Annotated in this window: 11 protein-coding genes; 4 read left to right on the top strand and 7 right to left on the bottom strand. The window is 45.0% G+C overall.

What is annotated here, in order from left to right:
* The first annotated feature begins 63 nt into the window (after positions 1 to 63).
* Complete coding sequence (galK, locus tag C1721_RS12275; RefSeq protein WP_102409443.1) at positions 64 to 1,215, top strand: galactokinase; 1,152 nt, start codon at positions 64 to 66, stop codon at positions 1,213 to 1,215.
* Positions 1,216 to 1,282: 67 nt separating this feature from the next.
* On the opposite strand, the gene C1721_RS12270 is transcribed toward galK, so the two are convergent.
* On the bottom strand, positions 1,283 to 1,861 hold the full coding sequence (locus tag C1721_RS12270; protein ID WP_102408541.1) for a GNAT family N-acetyltransferase: 579 nt from the start codon (positions 1,859 to 1,861) through the stop codon (positions 1,283 to 1,285).
* Positions 1,862 to 1,886: 25 nt separating this feature from the next.
* On the bottom strand, positions 1,887 to 2,915 hold the full coding sequence (locus C1721_RS12265; RefSeq protein ID WP_102408540.1) for a PDDEXK nuclease domain-containing protein: 1,029 nt from the start codon (positions 2,913 to 2,915) through the stop codon (positions 1,887 to 1,889).
* 245 nt (positions 2,916 to 3,160) lie between these two features.
* Between C1721_RS12265 and C1721_RS12260 the strand changes: the two genes are divergently transcribed.
* Together C1721_RS12260 and rpiB are read left to right on the top strand one after the other, a co-directional pair.
* On the top strand, positions 3,161 to 5,188 hold the full coding sequence (locus C1721_RS12260; RefSeq protein WP_102408539.1) for a transketolase family protein: 2,028 nt from the start codon (positions 3,161 to 3,163) through the stop codon (positions 5,186 to 5,188).
* Positions 5,188 to 5,622, top strand: a complete 435-nt coding sequence (gene rpiB / locus C1721_RS12255; protein ID WP_102408538.1) for a ribose 5-phosphate isomerase B — start codon at positions 5,188 to 5,190, stop codon at positions 5,620 to 5,622. Before C1721_RS12260 ends, rpiB begins: the two co-directional genes overlap by 1 nt.
* Before the next feature lie 127 nt (positions 5,623 to 5,749).
* On the opposite strand, the gene C1721_RS12250 is transcribed toward rpiB, so the two are convergent.
* From C1721_RS12250 to C1721_RS12230, 5 genes are all read right to left on the bottom strand, one after another.
* Positions 5,750 to 7,315: a carboxylase gene (locus tag C1721_RS12250; RefSeq protein ID WP_102408537.1), complete on the bottom strand. Its 1,566-nt coding sequence runs from the start codon at positions 7,313 to 7,315 to the stop codon at positions 5,750 to 5,752.
* Positions 7,316 to 7,429: 114 nt separating this feature from the next.
* Positions 7,430 to 8,353, bottom strand: coding sequence for an endonuclease/exonuclease/phosphatase family protein (locus tag C1721_RS12245; RefSeq protein WP_102408536.1), 924 nt, complete (start codon positions 8,351 to 8,353; stop codon positions 7,430 to 7,432).
* 11 nt (positions 8,354 to 8,364) lie between these two features.
* Positions 8,365 to 9,195, bottom strand: coding sequence for a metallophosphoesterase (locus C1721_RS12240; RefSeq protein ID WP_102408535.1), 831 nt, complete (start codon positions 9,193 to 9,195; stop codon positions 8,365 to 8,367).
* A 35-nt stretch (positions 9,196 to 9,230) separates the two neighbouring features.
* The gene (locus C1721_RS12235) at positions 9,231 to 10,805 is read right to left on the bottom strand and encodes a sulfatase family protein (RefSeq protein WP_102408534.1); all 1,575 of its coding nucleotides are present in this window, start codon (positions 10,803 to 10,805) and stop codon (positions 9,231 to 9,233) included.
* Positions 10,802 to 12,232, bottom strand: a complete 1,431-nt coding sequence (locus C1721_RS12230; protein ID WP_102408533.1) for a sulfatase family protein — start codon at positions 12,230 to 12,232, stop codon at positions 10,802 to 10,804. Before C1721_RS12230 ends, C1721_RS12235 begins: the two co-directional genes overlap by 4 nt.
* A gap of 153 nt (positions 12,233 to 12,385) precedes the next feature.
* Here C1721_RS12230 and C1721_RS12225 point away from each other — a divergent pair, with 153 nt between their 5' ends.
* On the top strand, positions 12,386 to 14,422 hold the full coding sequence (locus C1721_RS12225; RefSeq protein WP_102408532.1) for a DNA topoisomerase 3: 2,037 nt from the start codon (positions 12,386 to 12,388) through the stop codon (positions 14,420 to 14,422).
* Positions 14,423 to 14,433: the final 11 nt, after the last annotated feature.

The following is a 14,433-nucleotide window of genomic DNA, read 5'->3' as shown; positions in this document are numbered from 1 at the left end:
GAAACTTAACTAATCTTCTTCATTTAACGATATTGAATTTAACTTTATAAAAACATGAATAACATGGATATAGAATTTGTAAGAAGTCGTTTCATCAAACATTTTGACGGAACAACAGGATCAGTATACGCATCACCGGGACGTATTAACTTAATAGGCGAACATACCGACTACAATGGAGGTTTTGTATTTCCGGGTGCTGTAGACAAAGGTATGATTGCCGAAATCAAGATAAACGGAACGGACAAGGTTCGCGCCTATTCCATCGACCTGAAAGATTATGTAGAATTCGGATTGAACGAAGAAGACGCTCCACGTGCAAGCTGGGCCAGATATATCTTCGGCGTATGCCGTGAAATAATCAAACGGGGTGGTAAGATAGGCGGATTCAATACAGCCTTTGCAGGCGATGTTCCTCTGGGAGCAGGCATGTCTTCTTCGGCCGCATTGGAGAGCACATACGCTTATGCTTTAAACGAAATGTTCGATTGCAAACTCGATAAATTCGAATTAGCTAAAATAGGACAAGCAACGGAACATAATTATTGCGGTGTGAACTGCGGTATCATGGACCAGTTCGCTTCTGTATTCGGTAAGGCAGGCAGTTTGATCCGTTTGGATTGCCGTTCATTGGAATATCAATATTTCCCATTCAATCCGGTAGGCTACAAGCTGGTATTGTTGGATTCGGTGGTTAAGCATGAATTAGCCTCTTCCGCTTATAACAAACGTCGTGAGTCATGTGAGAGAGCTGTTGCCGCCATACAGAAAAAACATCCGCATGTAGAATTCCTGCGTGATGCCAATATGGGCTGGCTGGAAGAAGTAAAAGGCGACATCTCTGCCGAAGATTATATGCGTGCCGAATATGTAATTGAAGAGATACAGCGCGTATTAGACGTTTGCGATGCTCTGGAAAAAGGCGATTACGAAACGGTAGGACAGAAAATGTACGAAACACACTACGGCATGAGCAAGTTGTATGAAGTAAGCTGTGAAGAACTGGACTTCCTGAACGACATAGCCAAGCAATGCGGTGTTACCGGTTCACGCGTGATGGGCGGCGGATTCGGAGGCTGTACAATCAACCTGGTAAAAGACGATAAATACGATGCCTTCATAACCGAAGCAACTGCCGCATACCAAGCTAAATACGGACGTAAACCGAAAGTGTACGACGTAGTAATCAGCGACGGTTCCAGAAAACTATGCTAATAAAATAGCCCGGATGCAGACTACACAGACCGACGCATATCTATTTTCAACAATAATATGATCTGCGTTAATCTGTGTATTCTGCGTTCCTTAATATTCCTTCCAGTTTCTCTTTCGGGATTTCCTGTATGGATAAAAGAGGCGCAGGTTCCGGTTGGTAAGGCGCTATTTCCTTTTCAAACCAGGACACATCATGCCATGCACCGCTCTTATAACCGGTATTGTGATACGTTCCGGCACATTTGAAACCTAATGACAAGTGAAGCTTCTCACTCTTCACATTCGGTATGGTAACTAAGCCATAGACAGTTTTTACTCTTTGCAGTTTCAATATCTCCATTAAAATACAATACAGCTTTCGTCCCAACCCTTTTGAAGTATAACGCTTATCCAGATAAACCGACAGTTCCGCATCCCATTGATACGCTTCACGTTCCTTCAAACGATGCGCATAAGCATATCCTATAATCTCCTCATTTTCCTCACATACCAGATATGGATATTCATTTGAAATGCTTCGGATACGTTCGGCAAATTCCTGCTCTGAAGGAAGTGAACATTCAAAAGTGATCGGAGTATCTATATATTGAGCATAGATATTTAATAACGATACACTATCGGCAACAGTTGCAAACCTGATATTCATTTTTATTTCTCCTTGTTATTAGTATTCAATTTATAGGGTCTTTAGAATTTATCTCTTGCAAAATCAATGCTTGCAACTCCTCTTTCGGCAATAACAATTGATATTCTGCAACTCCAATCGGCTTATTTACATCCTGTAAAGCAATCTCTACATCCAGATGATTCTTATCAGCACAAAGAATAATGCCTATTGACGGGTTCTCATCCGCTCCTTTTTCCAAACGATCAAGTAACGAAAGATAAAGATTCATTTTACCTACATACTCTGCTTGAAAGGCACCGATTTTCAATTCAACAGCAACCAGTGCCCGAAGCCCTCGGTGAAAGAAAAGCATATCCACGAAATACTCTTTATTATTATATTCCAAACGATACTGATTACCAATAAAGCTAAACCCTCTGCCTAACTCCAATAAAAACGACTTGATTTTGACAACTAATCGTTTTTCCAACTCCAACTCTTTAACAGGTTCTGTTATTCCTAGGAATCCTAAATTGTAAGAACTCCGAAATACTTCATTTGCATAATCTACTTGAGATTCTGGTAATGCAACATCGAAATTATTACTTTTAAGTTGTTGTTGGCGGATAGCATATGTATTCATTTTAATAGCATTTAGCAATAATTCTTTCTTCCACCCTTTCTGTATAGCTTCCTGAGAATAAAACAATACTTGCTCCAGGGGCAATTCCTTGTCAATAAGCAGCGTATTATGCCCCCACGGTAAAAGTGCAACGCTTTGTTGCACTTTTATATCCGCCTGATAATAAAGTTCATAATAGCGTTTCATGTACCAAAGATTACGGGGCGACAATCCCATGTCTGGAAACTCGGCTTTTAAATCAACCGACAATCTTTTGACTACACCACTACCATATCCCCCCTCTAAATGTTTATCAAAGAGTAGTTTTCCGATATTCCAATATGCAGAATTAACAGTATTATTTATCTGGCGGGCGATAGTAGTTCGCACCGAATGAATTACTGCAACGGCCTGTTGCAGTATTAACGAGTATTCGTTATCATCAATGGTAGTAGTAATCTCTTTATTCATTATATAAATCTATCAGTATTCAATTTATAGGGTCTTTTAATTCTGTAAATATAGAAAAAGATTTTTATTTCTTTAAATACAGAAAAAAAATCATTCTCTCTCAACCATTTCAGTTAGAATCAGGCCATTCTACAAAAACAAGTCGGATTTAGAAACCTTTCGCAAAATTGAATTGTTTGACTTATATACTAATTGATACAAAGAGTTTAATTATCTTTGCGCACATAAAGTAATAATTCATCAAAATGAACGATATTAAAATAATGAATAGAGCGGCCGACAATATCCGTATTTTAGCTGCTTCTATGGTAGAGAAAGCCAAATCTGGACATCCGGGGGGTGCAATGGGCGGTGCCGATTTTATAAACGTACTGTTCTCCGAATTTTTAGTGTACGATCCTAAGAACCCGAAATGGGAAGGCAGAGACCGTTTCTTCCTCGATCCGGGACACATGTCTCCCATGCTCTATTCCGTACTTGCCCTATCCGGCAAATACACCTTAGATGAATTAAAACAATTCCGCCAGTGGGGCAGCATTACTCCGGGACATCCGGAAGTAGACGTAATGCACGGCATCGAAAACACATCCGGTCCGCTGGGACAAGGACATACCTATGCCGTAGGAGCTGCCATAGGCGCCAAGTTCCTGAAAGCACGTCTGGGCGATGTTATGAACCAGACTATTTACACCTATATTTCAGACGGTGGCATACAGGAAGAAATCTCACAAGGGGCAGGACGCGTTGCCGGAACATTAGGGCTGGATAACTTAATCATGTTCTACGACGCCAACAACGTACAGCTGTCCACTACAGTGGAAGAGGTTACTACCGAAAACGTAGCCATGAAATATGAAGCATGGGGATGGAAAGTCATCACCATCAACGGCAACGATGTGGAACAAATCCGCAAGGCTTTGACAGAAGCCAAGGCCGAAACCGAAAGACCTACCCTGATTATAGGCAATACCATCATGGGTAAAGGCGCTTTGGGCGAAGACCGCAGCAGCTATGAGAATAAAGTATCCACACACGGACAACCTCTGTCTGCCGCCGGTGTTTCCATGACGGAAACGATCAAAGCCTTAGGCGGCGATCCTGAAAACCCGTTTACCGTATTCCCCGAAGTTGCCCAATTATATGCAAAGCGGGCCAAAGAACTGGAAGCCATCGTTGCCGAACGTTATGCAGTGCGCGATGCCTGGGCTAAAGAGAATCCGGAACTGGCAGCCAAGATGCAAAAATGGTTCTCCGGAGCTGCTCCCCAAATAGACTGGTCGGCTATCGAACAGAAACCCAACCAACCGACACGCGGAGGCTCTGCCACCGTTTTAGGCGTATTGGCAACCCTGGTTGAAAACATGGTGGTTGCATCCGCCGACCTTTCCAACTCGGACAAGACAGACGGATTCCTGAAGAAAACACACGCCTTCCGCAAAGGAGACTTCAGCGGGGCATTCTTCCAGGCCGGCGTTTCCGAATTAACAATGGCTTGCGTATGTATAGGCATGTCGCTACACGGCGGAATCATTGCAGCCTGCGGTACATTCTTCGTGTTCTCCGACTATATGAAACCGGCAATCCGTATGGCAGCATTGATGGAGCAACCAGTTAAATTCATCTGGACTCACGATGCTTTCCGCGTAGGCGAAGACGGTCCTACACACGAACCGGTTGAGCAAGAAGCGCAGATCCGTTTGATGGAAAAACTAAAGAATCACAAAGGGCACAACTCCATGCTGGTACTTCGTCCGGCAGACGTTGTAGAAACAACCGTAGCCTGGAAGATGGCGATGGAAAACATCTATACGCCTACCGCATTGATACTGTCCCGTCAAAACGTAAACGACATACCTGCCAAGGGTAACCGTTACGAAGAAGCGTTGCAGGCAGAAAAAGGCGCATACATCGTTAACGAAGATGCCAATCCGGATGTAATCATGATAGCTTCCGGCTCGGAGGTATCTACGCTGATAGATGGAGCGGCATTGCTTCGCGCAGACGGAATCAAGGTACGTATCGTATCCGTTCCTTCCGAAGGTCTGTTCCGCAGCCAAAGCAAAGAATACCAGGAATCTATCATCCCGACAGGAAGCAAGATATTCGGTCTGACAGCAGGTCTGCCGGTCAATCTGGAAGGTCTGGCAGGCGCAAACGGCAAAGTATGGGGACTGGAATCTTTCGGATTCTCGGCGCCTTATAAAGTGTTGGACGAAAAATTAGGTTTCACAGGACAGAATGTCTATAAGCAAGTAAAAGAATTATTAGCATAATGAAGACAATAGGTTTAGCGTGCGACCATGCAGGTTATGAATTAAAAGAGTATGTAAAACAACTGCTCGACGAAAAAGGGTTACCTTACACGGACTTCGGGACTTACTCGGCCGAAAGTTGTGATTATCCCGACTTTGCCCATGCACTGGCAAATGCCTTCGAGAAAGGGGAAGTGTATCCAGGCATTGCCATCTGCGGCTCGGGCAACGGAATAGCCATGACATTGAACAAGCATCAGAAAGTGCGTGCGGCTCTTTGCTGGAATGAAGAAATAGCACGTCTTGCGCGGGCTCACAATGACGCGAACATATTGGTCATGCCGGGACGTTTTATTTCCAAAGAAGAAGCAGCCAAAGCGGTTAATATCTTCCTGAGCGAACCGTTTGAAGGCGGACGTCATCAGAAAAGAATAGACAAGATTCCGGTACAATAGCCTGCCTACCACCTGAAAAGATATATCTTTTGAACATCAAAGTCCCGTCTTAACACTCCAAAGGTCTGCTCTTTTGAAGTGTTAAGACGGGACTTTTACTTGCTAAAGATATATGCTTTTAGACCGTCTATTGCCTCTTCGTCTTTTGCCTTGTCAGGAACGTACGGGCTACCGTAGGAAAAAGTTCCAACAAAAGAAGTTCCTTTTCATTTTCCGCCAACTGCACACCCAACTCTTCCAAAACAGGATTCTCCTGCATAATGTATCCCGAACCGTCGTATGGCATTTCTTCTTTGATTCCTGCTATTTTCAAACGGAACGCAGGATCAACGGGTATAGGCGTTTTGCCATATTCGCCTTTCACCAAAGCCACAAACTGATTGGACGGATTGTTGTACACCGGGCGACCGTTTTCTTCATCAAGCGCACACGAAACGGCTTGTTCGGCTATAATCTGGCAGATAGGCGTAACCAACGGAGGCAGACCGGCATCCATCCGTACCTGCGGAATGAGCGACATGGCCTTTTCCAATAAATCCGAACGTCCTATCTGCTTCAACTGAGCTACTATATGTGTGTACATACATCCGGGTATCTGGGCTTTCCGAACCAGGTCGTCAGGTTCGGGGAAATTGAAATATTCCTCGATAGCATGGCAATAAAGCAATACATCATCTTCATTGTCTTTACGCGCAGCTTCGATGGCATCATTAAAAAAACGGTTTATCTCGGCAGGTATCTTATCGTCCACCGGATCAAAATAGCGGGGATAACTTTTACTGACATCAAAGGAAGAAAGTTCTTTGCGGATTTCCAGTAACTGGGCGTTAATATTGGCAACGGCTTCCATATTAACATCCAGCTCAATGCCCATCTTACGGCAGAAAATATAAACCAGTTCAATAGCCGGAGCAGACGGGCCGCCTGCGAAATTCCAGATACTCGTATCCACTATATCCACCCCGTTGACAATAGCCATCAATACGGAAGCAAGCCCGTAACCCGGCGTACAATGCGTATGGAAATCGACAGGTACTTTCAGGTTCTTCTTAAAGAGGCGGACCAGTTCGGCCGTACGTCCGGGCGGAAGCAAACCGCTCATATCTTTAATGGTAATAATATCGGCGCCCTGGGCTTCCATCTGACGGGCTTTCGTGAGAAAGTAATCATCCGTAAAAACCGGCTTATGCAACGGATGGCCATATAAGGCGGCCATTATCCGGTCTACAGCCGAATGATGCGGGTCTATGGCGTAGCAAACGGCACAGTCGGCCTTTCCGCCATACTTTTTGACATATCGGATAGTGGATTTAATGTTGTCTACATCGTTCAGAGCGTCAAAAATACGCATGATACTGATGCCTGACTGAATGGCATTACGGCAGAAGCCGTCTATAATTTCATCGGTGTACGGATTGTAACCAAACAAGTTACGTCCGCGTGAAAGAGCGGCAAGTTTAGATGTGTTACCAATTACAGCATTGATTTTTTCCAGACGGTTCCACGGGTCTTCATTTAAATAACGCATTACGGAATCGGGCACTGCCCCACCCCATACTTCCATGGCATAAAAGCCTGCATCTTTATAAAAAGGGAGTATACGGTCTATCTGTCCCTGCGACATCCGGGTTGCAAATGCCGACTGCTGACCGTCCCGAAGAGTTAAATCTCGAATTAATAATTTACGTACCATACCAAACTTATTTAGATCATTTATACCGGACAAAAGTCCTCTTGATTGTATAACAAATGCTAAACAAGATTGGCATGGGTTTTCTGGTTAAGAATAACCAAATTTTCTAAATCGCTAGTCCTTAGGCTCCACAACAATCATTACCGGGAAATGGTCGGACGGAGTACGTGCCCGGTACTTTTGCATAGAGACTTCTTTCGGGAAGTTTCCATTCTTTTCCTCCACCTCGCTGCCTTGAATTTCAGAACGGTAGGTATCGGTCAAGATACCATATTTCAAGACTTCAAAATCGTTTGTCAGGAACAGATGGTCGATGCGGCTTCCTGTCTTCCTGTCGGTATGAAAGCCATTGAAAGTACCGTTCGGCGCATAGCGAAAGTCGGCAATCTCGTATGAATCACGCAATATACCGGACGAATCAAGCAACTTATAAGCGTCACTCTTTTGGCTTACATTAAAATCGCCGGTAAGTATAACCGGCAGCTGTTCGGGAAGTGCGCGTATCTTGCTTAATATCAGTTTTGCACTTTCCGCACGCGCCTGCACTCCTACATGATCCATGTGCAGGTTGAAGAACAAGAAAGTAAATCCTGTTTCCTTATCGCGAAACTTACCCCAGGTACAAATACGGGGCAACACCGCATCCCATCCTTTATTAGGACGGTCGGTAATTGTGGACAGCCAGAAATCACCGTGCTCCAGTACTTCAAACTTATCGGTGCGATAAAATATAGCGGAATGCTCTCCTTCCAGCTTGCCATCGTCACGGCCTATGCCGATATAATCATAGGCGGGCATTGCTTTTTTCAAATCTTCCAACTGGGGGTAAAGACCTTCCTGCGTACCGAAAATATCAAATCCGTGGAATTGTATCAACTGGGCAATGTAAGGATAGCGTTGCCCCCATCCATTACCTTTAGCAGAATCTCCTTCGTTTGCATACCTCAAGTTGTAGGTAGCTACAATCATTGGTTTTCCTGCCTGCATCATCCATGAAACGCAGAACAGGAACAAGATGCCGTATATTATTTTTTTCATATTCTATCGTATTATAAATTCACTTTGGAAGGAATATTATCCAGATCGTAATATTCGGACTCTATTCTGTCGGGATACACCTTTACGATGCGGAAACCCACTTTATCTTTTCCTAACGGGTAGCACAAAGCACTGGTGGTTACCATCCGGAAGTTACCGGAAGAACCATCGGCGTTACGGTGTAAATGTCCGGCAAACATGGCATCCACATTGTATTTATTGAACAGGTCGATATAGTTGCCGCGCTTAGTGAGCGGAATATTGAAATACTGGTCGGCTTCGTCCGGTGTTTCCACAAAGAAAGGATAATGAGTAAACAGAATACGATGGTTGCATTTCTGCGAGTTTCTCAAAACCCTTTCCATCCATACCAACTGAGATTGTTCTTCGTCTTTCTTATCCGCGAAAATAACCGGAGTATTCAAACCTATAAAGCATGTGTTCTTAGTATGGAACGAGAAACTGTCGTAACCATATTCATCCAGATAGGCACTGAGGGCTTCGTCCGAAACTTTCTGATCGAAATCATGATTGCCCGGCAATACATACACAGGAGTTTCTTTCTTTATCTGGCCAAGTATACGCTGAAATTCGGCAATCTGCTTTTTATCTTTCCAGTCGTTCACCAAATCGCCGGTAAAAACAATAAACTCCGGATTCAGCTTGTTTACAGCTTTCACCGCCTGTTCCATCAACTTCGTTTCTTTGGAGAATTCTTTATTGCCCTCCAACATTCCAAACTGGGGGTCTGACATCTGCACAAAATAGAAGGCGTCAGACTGCGCTACGGCCGTAGAAGCGGATAATAAAATCGCGGCCAGATAAATAATAAATTTGCTCATAAGTGTATCATTTAATAATTTAATATAAAAGCTTATCAATAATATCTCTCCATTATTTCCTGCATCTTAGGTGTTTCCGAATCGGTATCGCCGTATTGTTTACGCAGTTCAAGAAGCTGCTGTTTCATTTCCTTTATCACACCGGCATATTTCGGATCATCATACATGTTATGGTCTTCATAGGGGTCTGCCTGCAAATCGTGGAACTCCCAAGCCGGAGTAGTTGGCTTCTCTTCCGATCCGGTGGTATTCAAGCGGTCGCCATAGAGGAACATCAGTTTATAACGCTGGTTGCGTATCCCCATATGAGCCGGACGGATATCGTGATGCGTCCAGTAGCGATAATACATTTCGTTGCGCCAGCCGAAAGGCGTTTGGCCTTTCAGATTGTCGCGGAAGCTACGTCCTTGTGCTTCCTGCGGTGTATAAACACCTGCATAGTCGGCTATCAAAGAAGCGAAGTCTATATTCAGGATAATATCTTTGTTGCGCGTACCGGCCGGAATCTCTTTCGGGTAACGGATAACAAAAGGCATGCGGAGCGATTCTTCGTACATCATGCGTTTGTCGAAGAATCCGTGTTCTCCCAGAAAATAACCCTGATCGGAAACATAGACAACAATCGTATTGTCCGCCAATCCTTCTTCATCAAGCATTTTAAGCAGGCGGCCTATATTATCGTCTATTGTCGCCCCGCAACGCAGATAATCACGGATCATCTTTTGATATGTTTTCCTGCGGGCGGACTCTTTGTCCAGTCCTTGTGCAGAGAACGGCAATTCGGGATAACGGCACCACCAGCTGTCCGGGTCTTTGGAGGCAGTCTCCCACCGCCATGCCAGATTCTCCAGTTGTTGCCCACGAAAGGCACGGCCGGACTTTTCCGGTCCGAACTCCATCAGGCTGGCCGGCTCAGGAAATTCCACATCGTCGTACAAATGCTTCATCCGTTCGGGAAAGTCCCAAGGTTCGTGCGTAGCCTTAAAATGACAACACATCATGAAGGGTTTGTCTTTCCGGCGGTTCTTTACCCATTCTATGGTACGGTCTGTAACAATATCCGTAGAAAAGCCTTTTACTACTTCTCCCTGTTTGCCATCCATATCGTCAATCCAATTCGCAGCAGACTTAAATACGGGGTCTACATATTCTCCCTGATCGTGAAAGACATAGAAATAATCAAAGCCTGTAGGGCGTTTCTTCAAATGCCATTTGCCAATGATGGCAGTTTGGTATCCTCCTTCCTGCAATTGCTTGGCGATATTATCCGATTCGGGAGACAAAGCGTCACTCAGGGAATAAACGCCATTACGATGGCTATAAGCACCTGTCAGGATAGCGGCACGGCTGGGTACGGAAATAGAGTTCGTACAGAAACAGTTATCCAGTACACATCCTTCGGAAGCCAGGCGGCGAATGTTCTCGTTTTTCACATAATCGGCCAGCACTCCTCCGTAAATACCCCACGATTGGGAGGTATGGTCGTCCGAAAGGATAAAGAGGATGTTAGGACGCTGGTCTGCTTTTGCCTTATCGGCAGCCCACAACAACTGGCCGACGCCTGTCAGGCAGCAAGCCGTTAATCCGATATTTAATAAGGATGGTTTCATAAGTCGTGTCTTTCTTTATTTTTTACTAATCCGGGTTCTCTACGTTCAGTTCCTTTTACGCGGGTCAGGTTATCCCCCAACTCCCGACGCATCTTATCGGCTATCTTCATCAACTTAGCGGCTTCTTCGGGATACTGGGTGATGACGTCGTAGCGTTCACCCGGATCACGGCGCAGGTCGTACATCTCGGCTTTCAGCAATTCCAGATTGGCCAATTTACCGGGCTGTCCGTCGTTACCCGGAACATAAGCTCCGTAAGTAACGTATTTATGCGGGAATACCAGTTTGAACATGCCGTCGGTAACCGCTTCCAAATCGTTCCTGTTATAATAGTACACGAAAGACTCGCGCGGGTTAGCCTCTTTCTCTCCTTCTATCAGCGGCAAGATGCTTACCCCGTCTATCTTGCGGGTTGGCAACGGAGCGCCGCTTATTTCGGCAAAGGTTGGGAAAAGGTCTATGTTTGAAGCCAGCTTATTACAGATAGTGCCCGGCTTGGTATGGCCTTTCCAGTACATGATGCAGGGGATGCGGTTACCTCCGTCGAAGGTAGTAGCTTTCGCCTCTCTTAATCCGCCTGTCGAACCGGCATGATTGCCATAGTTAGCCCAAGGGCCGTTATCGGATGTCAGTATAATAAGTGTATTTTCTTCCAGTCCCAGTTCACGGATAGTTTTCATTACCTCACCTACGCTCCAGTCTATTTCCATCATCACGTCTCCATACAATCCCTGTTCGCTTTTTCCTTTAAACTTGTCGGATACAGCCAACGGGACATGCGGCATGGAATGGGCCAGATAGAGGAAGAAGGGCTTATTCTTATTCTTTTTTATGAAGTTGACGGAACGTGTCGTATAGTCGGTGGTAAACCGGCTCTGGTCTGTATTATAACCTGCCACATTATTGCCGTTGTATGTAGGCAAATCCGGGAAGTTGAATATCTCACCTTGCTGCGGATGGAAGGGCCACATATCATTGGAATACGGCAATCCGTAGTATTCGTCAAAGCCGTTTTGCAGAGGAAGGAATTCCTCCTGGCTGCCCAAGTGCCACTTTCCAAACACAGCCGTACTGTATCCTTTTTGTTTCAGCAACTCCCCCATGGTCATCTCATCGGGATGAATGCCATAATTGGAGTCAGGTCCCGGAGCACCAGCAAAGCCTATCCGGTTAGGATAACACCCTGTCATCAAACCGGCTCTGGAAGCACCGCTGATAGGTTGTCCGGCCAGAAAATGGGTAAAACGAACGCCATCCGATGCCATCTGGTCTATATTGGGAGTTGTATAACCGTATGCCCCGTTGAAAGAGAAATCTCCGTAACCGGCATCATCCAGATTAATAAGTACGATATTTGTGTAATTTGCAGCAATGGCAGATAAAGAAAGGCTTGATGTTGCAGCCAATAATAATAATTTGTTGTTCATGGTATATGTGTCTTATGTCATACAAAACTAAACTAAATAAAAAGAAAGACCAAAAATCATCCCGATGTTTTTTACGAATCATCGAGATGATTTGAATAAATGATCGGGATGATGTACTTTTGTGTACTTATTTAGAAACGAATTAAAGAGTTGATGAAAGTTTGTATTGCCGAAAAGCCCAGTGTGGCACGTGAGATTGCCGAAGTACTCGGTGCAACCCATAAAATGAACGGGTATATCGAAGGAAACGGTTATCAGGTAACCTGGACGTTCGGCCATTTGTGTACCCTTAAAGAACCACATGAATATACGGAGAACTGGAAACGCTGGAGCTTAGGCTCACTGCCTATGATACCTCCCCGTTTCGGTATCAAGCTGATAAGTAATCCTACCTACGAACAGCAGTTTAAAGTTATTGAAGGATTAATGCAGAATGCCGAGATGGTGATAAACTGCGGTGATGCCGGACAGGAAGGAGAGCTGATACAACGCTGGGTTATGCAGAAAGCAGGATGCAAATGTCCGGTTTACCGCCTGTGGATTTCTTCATTGACAGAAGAGGCCATACGGGAAGGATTCCAAGGGTTAAAGGAACAAACTCAATTCAACAAGCTGTATGAAGCCGGTTTATCGCGCGCCATCGGAGACTGGCTGTTAGGAATGAACGCTACGCGTTTATACACTTTGCGTTACGGGCAAAACAAACAGGTACTTTCTATCGGACGGGTACAAACACCAACACTGGCACTCATTGTAAACAGGCAGGCCGAAATAGATAACTTTAAGCCTGAGCCGTATTGGGAATTAAAAACGGTGTACAGAAATACCACGTTTTCAGCAGCCAAAGGCAAGTTTACCAAAAAGGAAGAGGGCGAAGCTTTTCTGGAAATAGTACAGCAAGAGGATTTTACCGTAACCAATGTTACAGAGAAGAAAGGGAAAGAATACGCTCCCCGTTTGTTCGACTTGACATCATTGCAGGTGGAATGCAACAAGAAATATGCCTTCACTGCCGATGATACATTAAAACTGATACAATCTTTATACGAAAAGAAAGTAACTACCTATCCACGCGTGGATACCACGTTCCTGAGCGAGGATATTTATCCCAAAGTACCTAATACCTTAAAGGGATTGGTGGACTATACCGAGCTGACAGCTCCTGTACTTGCAGCTAAAATCCCGAAAAGCAAAAAGGTATTCGACAACTCCAAAGTAACCGACCACCATGCCATTATACCGACAGGCGTTGCCGCGCGCAACCTGACGGATAACGAACGGAAGGTCTATGATCTGATTGTACGCCGTTTCATTGCTGCCTTTTATCCGGATTGTGACATATCAACCACAACCGTGCTGGGCAAAGTAGGGAAGGTAGAGTTTAAGGTAACCGGAAAACAAATACTCAAACCGGGATGGCGTGTTGTATTCGGTGCGGAACAGAAAGACCCGGATGCCGAACCGACGGAAGAGGAAGGCGTATTGCCGGATTTCAAAGTAGGAGAAAGCGGACCGCATAAACCTACACTGGGTGAAAAATGGACACAGCCGCCCAAACCTTACACCGAAGCAACGCTATTGCGGGCTATGGAAACGGCGGGCAAGCTGGTAGACAACGACGAACTGCGCGATGCGTTAAAGGAAAACGGTATCGGTCGTCCGTCTACGCGTGCAGCTATCATCGAGACGTTATTCAAACGTAATTACATACGTAAAGAGCGTAAGAATCTATATCCTACGGCAACCGGAGCGGAACTGATCGGCACTATCCAGGAGGAATTACTGAAAAGCGCGGAGCTGACAGGCCTATGGGAGAAGAAACTCCGCCAGATAGAAAAAGGGACTTATGAGGCACGCACTTTCCTTGAAGAACTGAAACAACTTGTGGGGCAGATTGTAATCAATGTCTTATCAGACCGGAGTAATCATACAATTACTATCGAAAAGACTGAACTGGAAACTCAGGCAGAAGAAAAAGAGAAGGCGAAGAAAGAAAAGAAACCCCGAAAACCAAGAGCCAAGAAGCCGGTTTGCCCTATCTGCAAGAAAGGGTCTATCCTGCGAGGCAAAGCAGCTTACGGTTGTTCCGAATACAAGAACGGTTGTACTTTCCGCCTGGATTACACCACCTATGGCGAGGGTCTGACAGACGAAGAACTGATAGAGGTTATCAAAATGATGGGGAAGTAAAGCGATGTAAT

The organism is Parabacteroides bouchesdurhonensis, from assembly GCF_900186615.1.
In the GTDB taxonomy this organism is placed as follows: domain Bacteria; phylum Bacteroidota; class Bacteroidia; order Bacteroidales; family Tannerellaceae; genus Parabacteroides; species Parabacteroides bouchesdurhonensis.
This window is presented reverse-complemented; position numbering and strand designations above follow the sequence as displayed.

Excerpts from the sequence above, each read along its gene's own strand:
- galK (WP_102409443.1), top strand. The coding sequence starts at position 64 with ATGGATATAGAATTTGTAAGAAGTCGTTTCATCAAACATTTTGACGGA.
- C1721_RS12270 (WP_102408541.1), bottom strand. The coding sequence starts at position 1,861 with ATGAATATCAGGTTTGCAACTGTTGCCGATAGTGTATCGTTATTAAAT.
- C1721_RS12265 (WP_102408540.1), bottom strand. The coding sequence starts at position 2,915 with ATGAATAAAGAGATTACTACTACCATTGATGATAACGAATACTCGTTA.
- C1721_RS12260 (WP_102408539.1), top strand. The coding sequence starts at position 3,161 with ATGAACGATATTAAAATAATGAATAGAGCGGCCGACAATATCCGTATT.
- rpiB (WP_102408538.1), top strand. The coding sequence starts at position 5,188 with ATGAAGACAATAGGTTTAGCGTGCGACCATGCAGGTTATGAATTAAAA.
- C1721_RS12250 (WP_102408537.1), bottom strand. The coding sequence starts at position 7,315 with ATGGTACGTAAATTATTAATTCGAGATTTAACTCTTCGGGACGGTCAG.
- C1721_RS12245 (WP_102408536.1), bottom strand. The coding sequence starts at position 8,353 with ATGAAAAAAATAATATACGGCATCTTGTTCCTGTTCTGCGTTTCATGG.
- C1721_RS12240 (WP_102408535.1), bottom strand. The coding sequence starts at position 9,195 with ATGAGCAAATTTATTATTTATCTGGCCGCGATTTTATTATCCGCTTCT.
- C1721_RS12235 (WP_102408534.1), bottom strand. The coding sequence starts at position 10,805 with ATGAAACCATCCTTATTAAATATCGGATTAACGGCTTGCTGCCTGACA.
- C1721_RS12230 (WP_102408533.1), bottom strand. The coding sequence starts at position 12,232 with ATGAACAACAAATTATTATTATTGGCTGCAACATCAAGCCTTTCTTTA.
- C1721_RS12225 (WP_102408532.1), top strand. The coding sequence starts at position 12,386 with ATGAAAGTTTGTATTGCCGAAAAGCCCAGTGTGGCACGTGAGATTGCC.